This window comes from Pandoraea pnomenusa (assembly GCF_040391475.1).
Lineage (GTDB): Bacteria > Pseudomonadota > Gammaproteobacteria > Burkholderiales > Burkholderiaceae > Pandoraea > Pandoraea pnomenusa_C.
The window spans coordinates 1-16776 of record NZ_JBEBXS010000019.1 but is presented as its reverse complement, the minus strand read 5'-3'; the positions used below and the strand labels follow the sequence as shown (position 1 = coordinate 16776).

15 protein-coding genes, 1 tRNA gene and 1 pseudogene are annotated in these 16776 nt (G+C 64.9%); 5 read left to right on the top strand and 12 right to left on the bottom strand.

What is annotated here, in order from left to right; translation table 11 throughout:
* The first annotated feature begins 239 nt into the window (after nucleotides 1-239).
* The 5 genes from ABWO90_RS18555 to rodA all read left to right on the top strand — a co-directional run bounded on the left by ABWO90_RS18555 (nucleotide 240) and on the right by rodA (nucleotide 6363).
* Nucleotides 240-1283 carry a rod shape-determining protein gene (locus ABWO90_RS18555; RefSeq protein WP_010805637.1) on the top strand — a complete coding sequence of 348 codons (1044 nt, stop codon included), beginning with the start codon at nucleotides 240-242 and terminating at the stop codon, nucleotides 1281-1283.
* A gap of 184 nt (nucleotides 1284-1467) precedes the next feature.
* Entirely contained in the window at nucleotides 1468-2436 is a 969-nt protein-coding gene (mreC, locus tag ABWO90_RS18550; protein WP_353192700.1) for a rod shape-determining protein MreC, read from the top strand.
* Nucleotides 2437-2445: 9 nt separating this feature from the next.
* Nucleotides 2446-2958 (top strand): rod shape-determining protein MreD, encoded by a 513-nt coding sequence (gene mreD, locus ABWO90_RS18545; RefSeq protein WP_058376794.1) that lies wholly within the window; start codon nucleotides 2446-2448, stop codon nucleotides 2956-2958.
* Nucleotides 2959-3007: 49 nt separating this feature from the next.
* Entirely contained in the window at nucleotides 3008-5215 is a 2208-nt protein-coding gene (mrdA, locus tag ABWO90_RS18540; RefSeq protein WP_353192699.1) for a penicillin-binding protein 2, read from the top strand.
* Nucleotides 5215-6363 carry a rod shape-determining protein RodA gene (gene rodA / locus ABWO90_RS18535; protein ID WP_353192764.1) on the top strand — a complete coding sequence of 383 codons (1149 nt, stop codon included), beginning with the start codon at nucleotides 5215-5217 and terminating at the stop codon, nucleotides 6361-6363. The genes mrdA and rodA overlap by 1 nt, the downstream gene beginning before the upstream one ends.
* A 133-nt stretch (nucleotides 6364-6496) precedes the next feature.
* Here rodA and ABWO90_RS18530 read toward each other — a convergent pair whose 3' ends face one another.
* The 12 genes and pseudogenes from ABWO90_RS18530 to htpX form a co-directional block, all read right to left on the bottom strand.
* Nucleotides 6497-7234: a tetratricopeptide repeat protein gene (locus ABWO90_RS18530; protein ID WP_353192698.1), complete on the bottom strand. Its 738-nt coding sequence runs from the start codon at nucleotides 7232-7234 to the stop codon at nucleotides 6497-6499.
* Nucleotides 7235-7362: 128 nt separating this feature from the next.
* Nucleotides 7363-7785: a DsrE family protein gene (locus tag ABWO90_RS18525; protein WP_353192697.1), complete on the bottom strand. Its 423-nt coding sequence runs from the start codon at nucleotides 7783-7785 to the stop codon at nucleotides 7363-7365.
* Nucleotides 7786-7800: 15 nt separating this feature from the next.
* On the bottom strand, nucleotides 7801-8286 hold the full coding sequence (locus ABWO90_RS18520; RefSeq protein WP_353192696.1) for a hypothetical protein: 486 nt from the start codon (nucleotides 8284-8286) through the stop codon (nucleotides 7801-7803).
* A gap of 179 nt (nucleotides 8287-8465) precedes the next feature.
* Nucleotides 8466-8906 (bottom strand): 6-carboxytetrahydropterin synthase QueD, encoded by a 441-nt coding sequence (gene queD, locus ABWO90_RS18515; protein ID WP_502922658.1) that lies wholly within the window; start codon nucleotides 8904-8906, stop codon nucleotides 8466-8468.
* Nucleotides 8907-8918: 12 nt separating this feature from the next.
* Complete coding sequence (gene queE / locus ABWO90_RS18510; RefSeq protein WP_353192694.1) at nucleotides 8919-9554, bottom strand: 7-carboxy-7-deazaguanine synthase; 636 nt, start codon at nucleotides 9552-9554, stop codon at nucleotides 8919-8921.
* 22 nt (nucleotides 9555-9576) lie between these two features.
* The gene (gene queC, locus ABWO90_RS18505) at nucleotides 9577-10314 is read right to left on the bottom strand and encodes a 7-cyano-7-deazaguanine synthase QueC (protein ID WP_353192693.1); all 738 of its coding nucleotides are present in this window, start codon (nucleotides 10312-10314) and stop codon (nucleotides 9577-9579) included.
* A gap of 236 nt (nucleotides 10315-10550) precedes the next feature.
* Nucleotides 10551-10626: transfer RNA gene (locus ABWO90_RS18500), tRNA-Phe, on the bottom strand.
* Between the two features lie 106 nt (nucleotides 10627-10732).
* The gene (locus tag ABWO90_RS18495; RefSeq protein ID WP_353192692.1) at nucleotides 10733-11473 is read right to left on the bottom strand and encodes a response regulator; all 741 of its coding nucleotides are present in this window, start codon (nucleotides 11471-11473) and stop codon (nucleotides 10733-10735) included.
* Nucleotides 11474-13765 carry a sensor histidine kinase gene (locus tag ABWO90_RS18490; RefSeq protein WP_353192763.1) on the bottom strand — a complete coding sequence of 764 codons (2292 nt, stop codon included), beginning with the start codon at nucleotides 13763-13765 and terminating at the stop codon, nucleotides 11474-11476. It abuts the gene before it with no gap.
* 277 nt (nucleotides 13766-14042) lie between these two features.
* Nucleotides 14043-14630: pseudogene (locus tag ABWO90_RS18485) on the bottom strand (DUF4390 domain-containing protein); the annotation flags it as partial.
* Nucleotides 14627-15940 (bottom strand): 16S rRNA (cytosine(967)-C(5))-methyltransferase RsmB, encoded by a 1314-nt coding sequence (rsmB, locus tag ABWO90_RS18480; protein ID WP_353192691.1) that lies wholly within the window; start codon nucleotides 15938-15940, stop codon nucleotides 14627-14629. The pseudogene ABWO90_RS18485 and the gene rsmB, both read right to left, overlap by 4 nt.
* Before the next feature lie 95 nt (nucleotides 15941-16035).
* A partial coding sequence (htpX, locus tag ABWO90_RS18475) for a zinc metalloprotease HtpX (RefSeq protein WP_353192690.1) occupies nucleotides 16036-16776 on the bottom strand: 741 nt, incomplete at its 5' end.

The following is a 16776-nucleotide window of genomic DNA, read 5'->3' as shown; positions in this document are numbered from 1 at the left end:
CGGCAAGTCCGGGGGGCGCGACAGACGATTGCGCAGTCCATCGGAAGACCCTGACGCGACGGATTTATGACGGCAGCCCCGCCTCCTGCCCGGTACAGCATTCCTCGGTTTGTCCGCACGTTTCGCGAGCCGCTAAGTAGCGCCTGGCGATTTTTTTGCGAACAGGCCGGAACCCAGATGACAGGCCGCCGTCCCAGTCACATCCATTGGGACGGCCTCACGCAAACACAGGATTTTGCATGTTCGGTTTTCTTCGCAGCTACTTCTCCAACGACCTGGCCATTGACCTGGGCACGGCCAACACCCTCATCTACATGCGCGGCAAGGGCGTCGTTCTCGACGAACCGTCGGTAGTCGCCATTCGTCAGGAAGGTGGCCCGAGCGGCAAGAAGACGATTCAGGCCGTCGGCAAGGAAGCCAAGCAGATGCTCGGCAAGGTGCCGGGCAACATCGAGGCGATCCGCCCGATGAAGGACGGCGTGATCGCCGACTTCACCGTGACCGAGCAGATGATCAAGCAGTTCATCAAGATGGCTCACGAGTCGCGTCTGTTCTCGCCGTCGCCGCGCATCATCATCTGCGTGCCGTGCGGTTCGACCCAGGTCGAGCGCCGCGCCATCAAGGAAGCCGCACACGGTGCCGGCGCCTCGCAGGTGTACCTGATCGAAGAGCCGATGGCCGCTGCCATCGGCGCCGGTCTGCCGGTCTCGGAAGCCACGGGCTCGATGGTCGTCGACATCGGCGGCGGCACGACCGAAGTGGGCGTGATCTCGCTCGGCGGTATCGTCTACAAGGGTTCGGTACGCGTGGGCGGCGACAAGTTCGACGAAGCCATCGTCAACTACATCCGCCGCAACTACGGCATGCTGATCGGCGAACAGACCGCCGAAGCGATCAAGAAGGAAATCGGCTCGGCCTTCCCGGGCTCGGAAGTCAAGGAAATGGAAGTCAAGGGCCGCAACCTCTCGGAAGGGATTCCGCGTGCCTTCACCATTTCGAGCAACGAAATCCTCGAAGCCCTGACCGATCCGCTCAATCAGATCGTGTCGTCGGTGAAGATCGCCCTGGAACAGACCCCGCCGGAACTGGGTGCCGACATTGCCGAGCGCGGCATGATGCTCACGGGCGGCGGCGCGCTGCTGCGCGATCTCGACCGTCTGCTCGCCGAAGAGACCGGCCTGCCGGTGCTCGTCGCCGAAGACCCGCTCACCTGCGTGGTGCGCGGCTCGGGCATGGCACTCGAGCGCATGGACAAGCTCGGCAGCATCTTCTCCTACGAGTAATCCAACGTGCGTGGTTCGTCATCCGGCGCGGTGGGACCTTTCCCCCCACACCTCGCCCCGGATGACCGGCCACGCAGCAAGACCACGCGCACGGAGCCAGACCTCATGCCGTTCCGTCGCGCCCGACTGAACTCACTCGCGCACCGCAGCGTTTCGCTGCGCGTGCTCCCCTGAAGGGCCCACCATGCAGTACAGTCCGCCGCCACTGTTCAAACAGGGTCCGTCGGCGTTGGCCCGGCTGATCTGTTTCGTCGCGCTCGCCATCGGCCTGCTCGTGGTCGACTCGCACTACAACACGCTGGAACGGGTTCGCGCTGTCGTCGGCACCGCCCTCTATCCCGTGCAACGCATGATGCTGTTGCCCCGCGATGCCATTCTGGGTGTCGCCGGCTTCTTCTCGACCGAATCGCAACTGACCGGCGAGAACCGCACCCTGCGCGAAAAGAATCTCGAACTCTCGGTTCAGGCCCAGCGCAACAATCAACTGGTCGCCGAGAACGAACACCTGCGTCAGATGCTCGACCTGCGTCAGCGTCTGGCCGTGCCCAGCATTCCCGCCGAAATCGAATACGACACCCGCGACCCGTTCACGCAGCGCGTGGTGATCGATCGCGGCACCAAGCACGGCGTGAAGCTCGGCGCGCCTGTCGTGACCGAACAGGGCCTGCTCGGTCAGGTCTCGCGCGTGTTCCTGCTGCAAAGCGAGGTCACGCTGCTCACCGACAAGGAACAGGCCGTGCCGGTGCAGGTCACCCGCAGCGGCGTGCACAGCGTGATCTACGGCGGGCTGCGCGGCGACGTGCTCGATCTGCGCTTCATCCCGCTGTCGGCCGACGTGAAGGTCGGCGACGAAATCGCCACCAGCGGTCTGGACGGTATCTACCCGGCCGGCCTGCCCGTGGCCCGTATCACCAAGGTCGACCGCGTGTCCGACACGGCGTTTGCGCGCATTCTGTGTCAGCCGGTCGCCAATCTGCGCAGCCAGCGTCAGGTGCTGGTGCTGCAATACACCACCCCGCTCGCCCTGCACCCGGACGCCGCCGCCGATCTCGCGCGCGCCTCCGATCCGTCTGCCAGCGGCGGCAAGCCCGCGCCGAAGGGTGCCACGCGCGCGGATCCGAAGCTCGCGCCGGGCGCCCGCAAGGGTCATTGAGGAATCGACATGCCACGACCGCAATACATTCTGCTGCCGGTCAATCCGTACTTCATCGCGCTCAGTCTCGTGGTGGCGTTTCTGGTCAACCTGATGCCGTGGGGCCATGCCCCCGCCATGCCCGACTTCGTCGCACTGGTGCTGATGTTCTGGAACATCCACCAGCCGCGCAAGGTCGGCATGGGCGTGGCGTTTCTCGTCGGGTTGCTCATGGACGTGCACAACGCGGGCCTGCTCGGCGAACACGCCCTCGCATACACGCTGCTGTCGTACGGTGCGATCATGATTCACCGCCGCGTGCTGTTCTTCACGCTGCTCGGTCAGGCGCTGACCGTGCTGCCGCTGTTGCTGCTCGCCCACGTGGTGCCATTCATCATTCGTCTGGCGACCGGCGCGGCGTTCCCGGGCTGGTGGCCGCTCGCGGCAAGCTTCGTCGAAGCGTTGCTGTGGCCGGTGATCAGTATCTTGCTGCTGGCGCCGCAGAAACGCGCCGTCGACCGCGACGACACGCGTCCGATCTGAGGGGCCCCATGCCCGCACGATCGCACCACCGAGGCCCGCCCCAGCCAGCATGACCGAGTTCAAGAATCCCCAGCAACAACTGCAGACGTTTCATCTGCGGGTGACGGCGGCCGCGCTTTTCGTGCTGATCTGTTTCAGCCTGCTCGCGGTGCGTTTCGTCTATCTGCAAGTCTTCCGTCATAACCAGTACGCCCTGCAAGCCGACGAAAACCGCGTGTCGCTCGCCCCGATCGTGCCCAACCGGGGCGTGATCATGGATCGCAACGGCGTGGTGCTCGCCCGCAACTACTCCGCCTACACGCTCGAAATCACGCCGTCGAAGATCGGCCGTCCGCTCGAAGACGTCGTCACGGATCTGGCCGACGTGATCGAGATCACGCCGCGCGACCGTGCACGCTTCAAGAAGCTCATGGACGACAGCAAGAGCTTCGAGAGCCTGCCGATCCGCACGCGCCTGACCGACGAGGAAGTCGCCCGCTTCACGGCGCAGCGCTTCCGCTTCCCCGGCGTCGACGTTCACGCCCGACTCTTCCGGCAGTACCCGCTCGGCGAGACGGCCGCGCACGTGATCGGCTACATCGGCCGGATCTCGATGCGCGACCGCCAGCGCATCGAGGCGATGAGCGAGGAGAACGACAGCGACAGCGCGAAGTACGACATCCGTCGCGACGTCAACAACTACAAGGGCACCGACTACATCGGCAAGATCGGCGTGGAGCAGAGCTACGAAACGCAGCTTCACGGCATTACCGGTTTCGAGGAAATCGAAGTGACGGCCGGCGGTCGTCCGGTGCGCACGATCTCGCGCACGCCGGCCACGCCAGGCGACAACCTCGTGCTGTCGATCGACATCAAGCTCCAGCAGGTGGCCGAGCAGGCCTTCGCCGGACGCCGCGGCGCCGTGGTGGCCATCGAACCGAAGACGGGCGACGTGCTCGCGTTCGTGTCGGCGCCGAGTTTCGATCCGAACCTGTTCGTCGAAGGTATCGACCAGCAGAACTGGGACGCCCTGAACACCTCCGCCGACCGGCCGCTGCTCAACCGTCCGTTGCGCGGCACGTACCCGATCGGCTCGACGTACAAGCCGTTCATGGCGCTCGCCGCGCTCGAACTCGGCAAGCGCACCACGAACTGGGGCTTCCAGGATACGGGCTCGTTCACGCTGGGCAATCACACGTTCCGCAACGACGTGCGCAACGGTCAGGGCTGGATCGACATGTACCGCTCGATCGTCGTGTCGAACGACACGTATTACTACATGCTCGCGCACGATCTCGGCGTGAACGCCATTCACGACTTCATGGCGCCGCTCGGCTTCGGTCAGTTGACGGGCATCGACATCGAGGGCGAAGCGCGCGGCATCCTGCCGTCGACCGAATGGAAGCGCAAGGCGTACAAGAAGCCCGCGCAGCAAAAGTGGTACGACGGCGAGACGATCAGTCTGGGCATCGGTCAAGGGTACAACTCGTTCACGATCCTGCAACTCGCCCACGCCACGGCTACGCTGGCCAACAACGGCGTGGTGATGAAGCCTCACCTCGTGAAGGCCGTCGAAGACCCGGTCACGCACTCGCGCCAGCTCACCGTGCCGAAGGAAAGCGCCCGCCTGCCCTACAAGCAGGCGGACATCGACTTCGTCAAACGCGCGATGGTCGGCGTGATCAAGGAAGGTACGGGCCGTCAGGCCTTCGCAGGCGCGCCGTACGATGCCGGCGGCAAGACCGGCACGGCGCAGGTGTACTCGCTCGGCAAGAACGAGAAGTACAACCACAACGCCATTCCCGAATTCAAGCGTGACCACGCGCTGTTCATCGCCTTCGCACCGGCCGAAGATCCGAAGATCGCCATCGCGCTGATCGTCGAGAACGCCGGCTGGGGTGGTGCACAGGCCGGTCCGGTCGCCCGCCGTCTGCTCGACTACTACCTGATCGACGAACCGAAGGAACGCGCCGCCGAGGCAGCAGCGCTGCAGGCCGGCGCATCGGGCGCGAGCGCCGCCTCGGGAGCGCTCGCCGTATCGGCGACACCCGATGCACCGCCGGCCAGTGCCGCCGAACTGGGCGCACGCCCGGCTGGCAGCGCGGCCACGTCAGCGGCCCGTGTGGCCCCCGGCGATGCGAAGGCGTCTGCCGCTGGCGCCCCCGCCGCGCCGGGCACACCCAAGGCACCGCAGCGGCAGCAACCCGCCGTGAGCCCGACCGTCGCCGACGAGGCCCGCCATCGCGCCGCGATCCGTGCGCAAGGAGGAACGCCATGATGGCGCTCGACAAACATACGTGGAAAGAGCACGTCAAACGCATCTTCGTCGCGTTCGACAAGCCGCTCGCCCTGATCGTCTTCCTGCTGCTCTGCGTCGGCCTCGTCACGCTCTTCAGCGCGAGTATCGACGTACCCGGACGCGTGGAAGACCAGATCCGCAACATCGTGCTCACGTTCATCCTGATGTGGGTGCTGGCCATGTTGCCGACCCAGACCCTGATGAAGTTCGCGGTGCCGCTCTACACCGCCGGGGTCGCCCTGCTCATTGCGGTGGCGATGTTCGGCCTGACAAAGAAGGGTGCGAAGCGCTGGCTGAACGTCGGCATGGTGATCCAGCCGTCCGAAATCATGAAGATCGCCATGCCGCTCATGCTCGCGTGGTACTTCCAGAAACGCGAAGGCAACATTCGCTGGTTCGACTACCTCGTGGCGCTGGCCCTGCTGGGCGTGCCCGTGGGGCTGATCGCCAAGCAGCCTGACCTTGGCACCGGCCTGCTGGTGGCGGCCGCGGGTCTTTACGTGATCTATCTGGCGGGGCTGTCGTGGAAGCTGATCCTGCCGGTGCTCGTCGCCGGCGTGCTCGGCATCGGCACCATCCTCGCGCTCGAAGACAAGATCTGCCAGCCGGACGTCGAGTGGCACATCCTTCACGACTACCAGAAGCACCGCGTGTGCACGCTGCTGGATCCGACCTCCGACCCGCTCGGCAAGGGCTTCCACACGATCCAGTCGGTCATCGCCATCGGGTCGGGCGGCACCATGGGCAAGGGCTGGCTCAAAGGCACCCAGGCGCACCTCGAATTCATTCCGGAAAAGCACACCGACTTCATCTTCGCGGTGTTTGCCGAAGAATTCGGGCTGATCGGCGAAGGCGTGCTGCTGGTGCTGTACCTGCTGCTCGTCGCCCGTGGCCTGATGATCGCCGCGAGCGGAGCAACGCTGTTCGGCCGGTTGCTCGCCGGCGCCGTGACGATGATCTTTTTCACCTATGCCTTCGTGAACATGGGCATGGTGAGCGGCATTCTGCCGGTGGTGGGGGTGCCTCTGCCGTTCATGAGCTACGGAGGCACGGCGCTGGTGACGCTCGGCCTCGGGGTGGGCATTCTGATGAGCGTCGCGCGCGAGAAGCGGCTCATGCAGAGTTAGCGCGCCGCGCACGCATCGTTTCGCCAGAACGGCAGGGTCTTCGCCCTGCCGTTTTTTTATGCGGCGGAACTGCGCGCAACCCGAAGCTTCGCCACGCGTCAGGGGCGGTCCGCCGTGTCCTGGATCGACGGCATTACTTCGCGACAGGTGCGCCGGGGCTGGCCCCCGGCTCACGAAGCGGCGCGCGGCTGCGTTCGCGATTCATGGCGTCGAGCTTGCCTTGCGCGGCGACGTCGCCTTGCGCAGCCGCCTTCTCGTACCAGACGCGTGCCTGTGCGAGATCCGGTGTCACGACGCCGTAGCCGCGCTCGTAGTAGCTCGCCACGATGTATTGCGACGGCAGGTCGCCGCCCTGCGCCGCCTTCTCGTACCAGCCGAACGCGACCTTGTAGTCCTTCGGCACGCCGCGACCGATGAAGTACTCGTTGGCGATGGCCGCCTGTGCTTGTACGTGGCCCTGCTTCGCCGCTCTCTCGTACCAGCGATTCGCGTCGGGAATGGATTTGCCGACAACGTAGCCGTCGTCGAACATCTTCCCGTAGACGTATTGCGCCTGCGTCATGCCCGCGTTGGCGGCACGCTCAAGCCAGTGCACGGCGCCATTCGGATCGGCGGCAACGCCCTCGCCATTGAGCAGCATCATCGCGTAATCGAACTGTGCGAGACGATTGCCCTGCTCGGCCGCACGACGAAACTCGTCGAGCGCCTGCGATTGCTGCCCGGCTTCGTAGTGATGCACCGCCTGATCGGTGAGCGACTGCGCGGGCGCTTGCGCGGCAGCCACCGCATAAGGGATCGGGGTACACGCGGCACTGATCAGCGCTGCGGCAAAACCGGCGAAAAACCGGCGCGTAGCGTAAGACGTCGACATGACAGACCTCCGGGGGCAGGCGTTCGCCTATTGTGCGCCCATCCGCCACCACGTGCCCGACCCCGCCGGGCAAACAAAAAGCCCCGGCACGCGGCCGGGGCTTCGGTTCGTCGCGAAAGACGCGCGTCTCAGGGCTTGATGTACGCGTAACCCTTCTGCTGCAGGCGCGTGATCTCGACCACGCCGGACGGCGTGAAGTCGGCGTCGAGCACGAACTGCTCCTTCTTCAGGTTGCGCTGCTTCATCGTGATCTCGCAGACCTCGAATTTCACGCCGCGCGCGTGCAGGGCAGACACCAGCGGGTCCACCACCGCGGCATCCTTGTAGTTTTCCATCAGGAAGTCGACCCCCTTCGCATGCGCGACGACCACGATATCGGTGTCAGGCGCCGTATCGAGCTGGTTGCGCACATTTCGCAGGCCAGCCAACGCCTGGCTCTCGGCGTCGTTGATGTGATACACGACCTTGTCGCGCGCGAACGCCGACGTTGCCGGCATGGCAAACACGGAAAACAGGAATGCGGTCAGCAGGCCGCGCAGCAGCGTCTTCATTGGAGGTGTCCCCTGTCAGTTGCGTTGTGTGACTCGCATGATAGCGCGCCAGATGCGTCCACGGGCAGGCGAAAGAAGCTCTGATGAGGCTCCCTCCACGCCGGGCGGCAGATACACGGGTGGCGCTTCGAACAGCTCGATCGCACCGTATGGCGGCGGCGGACTCGCGGGAAGATAGGGCGCGCTTACGCCCGGCGGCGAGTACGGCGGCGGTGGATCGTCGAAACCGGGGGACGACGGTGGCGGGATGTCCAGATGCAGGCCCTGGGTCTCGGGGGCGACGTTGCCGCGTGCCGCCCGGAGATCGTCGCGAAACGCGTCTCGCGAGGCCGCCGAGGGCTCGGTAAACGTAGCCGGTGGTATTTCCGCCGATCGAACGTTCAACACGCGCGCAAGCGAGCGCAGGCTTTCCTGTGAGCCGACCCGATGGATTCCGGTTATCCGGACATGTGCGGAATCATCGAACGCGACGATGCCGTTGGACGCTGAAATTCGTGCCATACCTTCTCCGAAAATGAAAAACCCGCCAGACAGAGGTCTGACGGGTTGGCACTTTCGGTGATCGGCACATCGACGGGCGTCGACTTCGGGAGAAGAGTATCGAAATCGGTCGGCTCTGGGCCGGCTCCCGGCCAAACGACGGGCAAGTCGGCCGATCGGTCTTCAGCGCGTCCGGTGGCTCAGGCGGTGACTTCCGACCAGCAGTTCGGCGTCTCGTACAGGCGCAGACGCACCAGGCGCAGGTCGCGACCATAGTGCGCGTCGAACACGCCGCTCAGCTTGTCGAACGCGGCTGCCGCGAGATTCTCGACGGTCGGCACACGATCGAACACGACCGTCTTGTGATCGGGCATGGTGTCGAGGAACGCACGCACGGCGGTGTCACCCTCGTACACGAGAAACGCGTGATCCCACACCGACACGAGATGCTCGTTGGCGAGCGCCTTCACGTCGGCGAAGTCCATCACCATGCCGTTGTCGGACGCACCGCTCTCACGGCTCACTTCGCCCGCGAGCGTGATCTCGAGCACGTAGCGATGCCCGTGCAGGTTGCGGCACTGGCTTCGGTGATCGGGAATGCGGTGGCCCGCATCGAATTCGAGTTTCCGGGTAATCGTAATCACGGCAACGGCTCAGGGAATATTCAGGTATTTGTGCGTCTGCATCGACAGCGACCAGCGCGGATGCGACTTGCAGTAATCGATGGCCAGCTTCGTATTGGTGTCGCGCAGCGGACCGTCCATCGGCTGGAGGTAGAAGTGCTGGAAGTCGAGCGCCTCGTAATCGGCCAGACGCTGACGATCCTGCGGCACGACGACCTTCAGTTCGTCGCCGCGCGTGACGACCAGCTCGGCGTCGGCCTTCGGGCTCACGCACACCCAGTCGATCCCGTCGGGGACGACTTGCGTGCCGTTGGTTTCCACGGCAATGCGAAAGCCTTCGGCGTGCAAGGCGTCGATGAGCGGCGCATCGAGCTGGAGCAGCGGCTCGCCGCCGGTGCACACCACGAAGCGATGCGCGCGATCCGCTTGCGGCCACAACGCCACGATCTGCGCGACCAGCTCGGCCGGCGTACGGTACTTGCCACCGTTCTCGCCGTCGGTGCCGACGAAATCGGTGTCGCAGAACTGGCAGACGGCCTCGGCACGGTCCTCTTCGCGGCCGGTCCACAGGTTGCACCCTGCAAACCGGCAGAACACCGCCGGACGACCGGCGTTCGCGCCCTCGCCCTGCAAGGTGTAGAAGATTTCCTTTACCGCGTACGTCATGATTCTCTCGATTCTCGAAGGGTCAGGCCGCGCCGCGATCCTGATCGTTACCCCGGGCACGCCATTGTTCGTAGCCGCGCTGGCGCAGCTGGCATGCCGGACATTCGCCGCAACCGTAACCCCACGGATGCAGCACGCTGCGCTCGCCCAGATAGCATGTGTGCGTATCTTCGCGCACCGTCTCGACGAGCACGTCGCCGCCGAGATCCTTCGCCATCTGCCACGTGTCGGCCTTGTCGATCCACATCAGCGGCGTTTCGACGATGAAGCGCCGGTCCATGCCCAGATTGAGCGCGACCTGCAGCGCCTTCATGGTGTCGTCGCGGCAGTCGGGATAGCCGGAGAAGTCCGTCTCGCACATGCCGCCGACCAGCACGCGCAGACCGCGCCGATACGCAATGGTCGCACCGATCGTCAGAAACAGCAGGTTCCGGCCCGGCACGAACGTATTCGGCAGATTATCGGCCGCCATCGCAATGGTGGTCTCGCGCGTAAGCGACGTCTCGCTGATCTGCCCCAGGATCGAAAGGTCGATCATGTGGTCGTCGCCCAGACGCGGTGCCCACTGCGGGAAGCGCTGACGCAGCTTCGCGAGCACGTCGGTGCGGCACTCCAGCTCCACGCTGTGGCGCTGGCCGTAATCGAAACCCAGCGTCTCCACGCGTGCGTAACGCGCCAGTGCCCATGCAAGGCAGGTGGTCGAATCCTGTCCACCGGAGAACAGGACCAGAGCGGAATCGGTGCTTGTCGTCATGATCATGCGCTAGCAGTATCGCCCTCGCCGTCTGAGCGACGGGGGCCGGGGCACGGGTGGCGATGCCGTCCGGCCATCGGTGACCGATTGGACCTGCCGGAGCCGCCTGCGTGCGGAATATGTCACGCGATTTTGAACCGCGTTGCCCCGCGTCGCTATCGCCGGAGCGTTATACCCATCATCGGGTGGCGTTTTCGTTCAAACGCAAAAAGGGCTTGCGATATGCGCAAGCCCTTCGAATTTGGTGGCCTGGGTCGGAATCGAACCAACGACACGCGGATTTTCAATCCGCTGCTCTACCAACTGAGCTACCGGGCCAAGAGAAAAGCGATTATAGAGACTGCAGACGCTTTATGCAAGCCCTTCGTCGAAAAAATCTGCGAGAAAGCGGCATCGACGCGTGCGGGCATGCGTCAAGCCGCGATCAGGTCTTGCTCTTGGACAGCTCCACGCCCAGTTGCTTGAGCTTGCGATACAAGTGCGTGCGCTCCAGACCGGTCTTCTCGGCCACGCGCGTCATGCTGCCGTGTTCCTTGGCCAGATGGTAGGCGAAGTAGGCACGCTCGAAAGCATCGCGCGCTTCGCGCAACGGCACGTCGAACGAGATGTCCGACGACATGGCCGCGCTGGCAGCCCCTGCCCCGGTCTCGGCATCGAGACCGCCAAGCGGTGCGTGATGCGTTGCCGCGCCATTGAGTCCGGCGCCCGGGTGACGCGAATCGCTCTCGCCGAAGACACCGGCGTCGAGCACTTCGTCATCAGCATCGAACGCGCTCGGCGCGCCGCCGGACGCATCGCGCTTGCCGCGGGCGAGACCCTGCTCCACCGCCTGCAAGAGCTTTTGCAGGGCGATGGGTTTCTCGAGGAAGTTGAGCGCACCGATCTTGGTCGCCTCGACGGCGGTGTCGATCGTGGCGTGTCCCGACATCATGATCACGGGCATGGTCAGCAGTTGCTGTGCCGCCCACTCCTTGAGCAGAGTCACGCCATCGGTGTCGGGCATCCAGATATCGAGGAGCACGAGGTCGGGCGTGTTCGCGGCACGGAACGCGCGCGCTTCCTGCGCGTTCTCCGCCACTTCCACGACGTGCCCTTCGTCGCTCAGAATCTCCGAGAGCAGCTCCCGGATTCCCATTTCGTCGTCCACCACCAAAATGGTTGCCATTTACGCTACCTTCGTGTGTTCTGCCGGCTTGTTGCGCGGCAGGTCCTGGTCGTCAGCCAATTGAGTAAACAAGATCGAAATCTGTGCACCTGCACTGCCTTCGCCCTCGGGTAATGACCGGTTGCGAATGTCGATTCGCGCCTGATGCTCGTCGATGATCTTCTTGACCATCGCCAGCCCAAGCCCGGTGCCCTTCGCCTTGGTGGTCACGTACGGCTCGAATGCGCGGGTCAGAATGCGTGCCGGGAAACCCGGGCCGTTATCCGTGATCGTCAGCCGCACTGCCGTGCGTTTCGGTTCACCCGGATGCACATCCGTTCCTGCGTATTCTACTGTCTTCGTTTCCACCGTGATAAGAGGGTTTTCGGTTCCGCCAACGGCATCTTGAGCATTCTGCAGCAGATTGTGAATAACCTGCCGCAATTGCGTCGAGTCGCCGCGAATTTCCGGCAGGTCCGCGTCGAGGTACGGACGGATCGTGCCGCGCCCTTCATCGACACCGTATAACGTCAACACCTCGCCGATCAACTCGTTGAGCTGCAGCGGATGCATGATCGCCGGCGGCAGACGCGCGTAATCGCGGAAATCGTCGACCATGCGCTTCATTGCCGCCACCTGATTGACGATGGTCGTGGCCCCTTTGCGCAGGAATTCCGCTTCGGTCGGCGGCAGCTTGTCGGACAATTTCATCTGCAAGCGCTCGGCCGAGAGCTGAATCGGCGTGAGCGGATTCTTGATCTCGTGTGCGAGACGTCGCGCCACTTCGGCCCACGCCACCGAGCGCTGCGCCGAAATCACGTCGCTGATGTCGTCGAACACCACCACGTAACCGCCACCGGCGCGCGTGGGCACACCGGCCACCGCCACCATCGGTTCGGGCAGATGCGAGCCGCGCACGAGCAACGTCACGGGATCGGTTTCGCCGGGCAGTGTCAGGCCGATCTGCTGCTGCCAGTGCCCGCCCGGGCCGAGATCGACGTTCGCGTCGCGATCGGCGAAGGCACGGCGCAGCGTCTCGCCGAATTCCACCAGCGCCGGAATATGCGCCGGCGAACGGTTCAGCTCACCCTGGAAGCTCTGCTTGAAGATGCGCTCGGCACCCGCGTTGGCCGTCGTCAGATGAAAGTCGCGGTCGAACACGAACACCCCGGCGGTCAGGCTCGACAGGATACTTTCCAGGTGAGCCTTCGAGCTTTCCAGCGCCAGACGATTGCGCTCGACCGTGGCACGCGCATCCGAGAGCTGACGCGTCATCGCATTGAACGCCTGCGTGAGAAAACCAAGTTCGTCGTTCGTGCGCACTTCGCCTTTGGGCGACAAATCGCCTGCGGCCACTTCCTGCGTGCCGCGTGCGAGCAGGAACAGCGGACGCGCAAGCTGATTGCCGAGCGCCAGCGCGAGCATCATCGCGACGAACGTGGCGAGGAACAGCGACAACGTCAGCGTGCCGATGTACATCTTGCGCAAGCCGGTGCGGCCCAGCGCCTTCTCCTGATACTCGCGATAGGCGTTCTGCACCGCCTCGGCGTTTTGCGCCAGATTGGCAGGCACCAGCTGCGTGACCTGGAGGAATCGCTCTTCGTCCTGCAACGACGACGAGTAGGCCGACGGAATGCGCATCACCACGCGCCAGCGCAACTGATCGTGGTCCTGATGCCTGTCGTAGCCCTCGCTGCCGCCCTCGATAGCCGTATAGCCGCGCGACTGCGCCCGCGCCTGACGCAGCATGAGCGGCGTGGGCAGATCCGGCACGAGCGCGTTGAAGTTGCCCGAGGCGGACGCCAGCACCCGGCCGTTGCCGTCGACGATCGTGGCGTCCTGCAAGCCGAACTGATCGCGCATGCGCAGCAGCGTAAGGGTGCCGCCCTTGTCGCCGCTCGACGCCAGATTGTCGGCCACCAGTTGTGCCTTGGCGCTCAGGTCCGACAGGCCATTGTTAAGGATGGCGCGTCCGAGTTCGAGTCCGGAATCGAGCGCGGTTTCCACGCGCACGTCGAACCATGACTCGATACTGCGCGAGACGAACTGCAGCGACACCAGGTAGATGATGCCGCCCGGCAGCACGCCCACCAGCGCGAAGAAGATGGCGAGCTTGGCCAGCAATCGCGTGCCGAAGCGGCGCTGACGCAGCCGCACGAGAATGATCCAGACCAGTGCGCCGACGATGAAGATGAAGATGATCGCCACCGCGACGTTCGCGGTATAGAGCAGCGAATAGTAGCGATCGAAGAATTCGGTGTTGGCCGACGCGAGCGCGAGCAGGCCGAACAACCCGATGGCGACGAGCGCCATCGTGACAATCGATGTTCGGATGACGATCTGCTTGAGCAGGTTGCCGCCGTTATTTGACACGGGCGGCTCCGGGCGGCAGTGCCGCGTTGAAGGCGAGCGGCAAGGTGCCCGTCAGGCGCGCCGGGTTCGACGTGTTAGGTCCCGCGCCGCCCGGCCGGGCCGTCGGCACCAGCGACGCGCCGGGTGAGGACGCTGCGGCGCTGACCGGCGACGATGCCGACGCCACGGCCGGTACCGCCGCGCTCGTCGCGTTGGCCGCAGCCGACGGTGGCGTCGGCGTGAACATGAAGCGCGACCAGTCGGAACTCAGATTCCAGTCGCGATTGTTCACCGCGTCGATCTGGAACGGCTTGGGCATGAGCGCGTTGTCGAGCCGCATGCGCACCGATGCCTGATATTGGGTGCCGGGCTTCACGACACCCTTTTCGATCACCCGCCAGCCGCTGACATTGCGCACCAGCGCCAACGCATCGCGCAACGAGCCGAAGCCGAGTTGCAGGCCGTTGCTGCTGTTGTTGCCGCTGTTGCTCGACACACGGTACTGGCGCGTGAGCGGCTGGAACCACAGCCGTACGCTTTGCGAGGTCGTGACGACCTTTTCGTCGAACCAGTACCAACGCGAGCGTGTGAGCTCGAAGTCGGTCGTGAAATAGAGGGAGATGCCGCGATTGACGGCGTCTTCGAGACTGCTGTTGAGTTCGAAGGCGAAGCGCGCGTCGAGCGACCAGCCGCCATCGGACGGTTCCAGCCGGGCTTCGCGCACCTGGATTTCATTTTCGGCGCGCGCAGGCGCTGCGAAGCCGAGCGAGAGAACGCACAGCAGCAGCGGCAGCAGACAAGCCAGTAGCCGTTGGGAGAAGGTCACCGTTTCTGGAAGCGAGCGTAATAGAAGCCATCGTGGGCGCCGCCAGGGGTCATCAGCAATTGCCCGGGAGCGTCCAATCGTACCGCATCTGTGCGAACACGTTCAAACCATTGCGCTTGCTGTTCATTTTCCGCCGGGAAGACGGAGCAGGTGGCATAGATCAACTCGCCACCCACGGCCAGCGTGTCCCACAACGCCAGCAGAATGCGCTGCTGTTCTTCCACCAGCGCGGCGATGTCGGCCGCACGACGCAGCCAGCGAATATCGGGGTGACGGCGCACGATCCCGGCCGCCGAGCACGGCACGTCGGCCAGAATGCGGTCGAACGGCACGCCGTCCCAACCGCCGCCCGACCACTTCGACGGCGCGCCGGCGTCGCCGATGCGCACGTCTGCCGTGAGGCCCAGTCGCTCCAGATTCTCGTAGATGCGCGGCACGCGGGTGCGATCCGACTCCAGTGCCGTGACCTGCACGTCGGCCAGTTCCAGCAGGTGGCCGGTCTTGCCGCCGGGCGCTGCGCAGGCGTCCAGCACGCGCATGCCCGGGCGCGGGTTGTCGCCGAGCACGAGCGGTGCGGCCAGTTGCGCCCCGGCATCCTGCACCGAGACCCAGCCGTCGGCAAATCCGGGCAGGCGATCCACCGGCACCGCCTGGGCGAGTCGCAGCGCGACCGGGCCGATCACTTCGGATTCCATGCCCGCCAGCGTCAGGCATGCCTGCATCGCAGCCACGCTGATGCGGCGCGTATTCACACGCAGCGTCATCGGGCCGCGACTGTCGCCGGCGGCAAGCAGCGCCTCCCATTGATCGGGATAGGCGTCGCGCATCATGTCGATCCACCAGGCCGGATAGTTCCAGCGTGCTTCGGGCTGGGAGGCAATCTCGGCCATGAGCGCGTCGCGCTCGCGCAGGAAACGACGCAACACGGCATTGGCAAGCCCCTTCGCGGCCACCGTGCGACGCTGGGCGGCAATCGCCTCCACCGCCTGATCGACGACCGTAAATTCGGTGTACGCAGCATCTTCGGCGGCGTCTTGCAGCAGGGCGAGCGCGCACAACAGGATGTCGCGCACGCGGGCTTGCAGCGCAGGCTTGACCAGCACGACGAGCAAGGCTCGGCTGCTACCCAGGCGGCGCACGGCCCGGTAGGCCAGATCCTGGGCGGCGGCGCGCACGGGCGGCGCGCACTGCGCGGTGGCCAGCGCCAATGCCTGCGGCAATGCCGTGCCCTTCTGGACGGATTCGAGGGCCTGCGCGGCGCGCTGAAGCGCGTAGGCCAGGGATTCGGTGGGCAGACTCGGTTGCGGCATGGGCGTTCTGGAAACAAACATGCCCGCACGACGGCGGGCATGGGGGGCTATCGGATGGCTGTCGGGCGACAGGATAGCAGACTGACCGTTGCCGATCAGGCAGGGTACTGGCCGGTACGCGCCATCTCCATCAGGCGGGCAATGCGTTCTTCCGTCGCCGGGTGGGTCGAGAACAGATTCGCGATCGTGCCGCCGGACAGCGGGTTCATGATCATCATCTGTGCCGTGGCCGGGTGCTGCTCGGCGGTTTCGAACGGGATGCCCTGCGCATAGCGGTGGATCTTGTCGAGCGCCGCCGCGAGCGATTGCGGGTCGCCGGAGATCTCGGCTCCGCCACGGTCCGCTTCGAACTCGCGGGCACGCGAGATCGCCATCTGGATCATCGCCGCCGCCAACGGTGCGAGCAGCGCCACGGCAATGCTGGCAATCGGGTTCGCCGGACGCCCGTTCTGGTCGCGTCCACCGAAGAACATGGCGAAGTTGGCCAGCGCCGAGACGGCACCCGCCATCGTGGCCGAGATCGTCGAGATCAGAATGTCGCGATGCTTCACGTGCGCCAGCTCGTGCGCCATCACGCCGCGCAGTTCGCGGTCCGAGAGCACGCGCAGAATACCCGTCGTGGCCGCCACGGCCGCGTGCTCGGGATTGCGGCCGGTCGCGAACGCGTTGGGGGCGTCCTCGTTGATCAGGTAGACCTTCGGCATGGGCAGGCCCGCACGTTGCGACAGCTCACGCACCATGTTGTAGAACTGCGGCGCACTCGTCTCGTCGACCTGCTGCGCGTTGTACATGCGCAGCACCATCTTGTCCGAGAACCAGTACGAGAAGAAATTCAT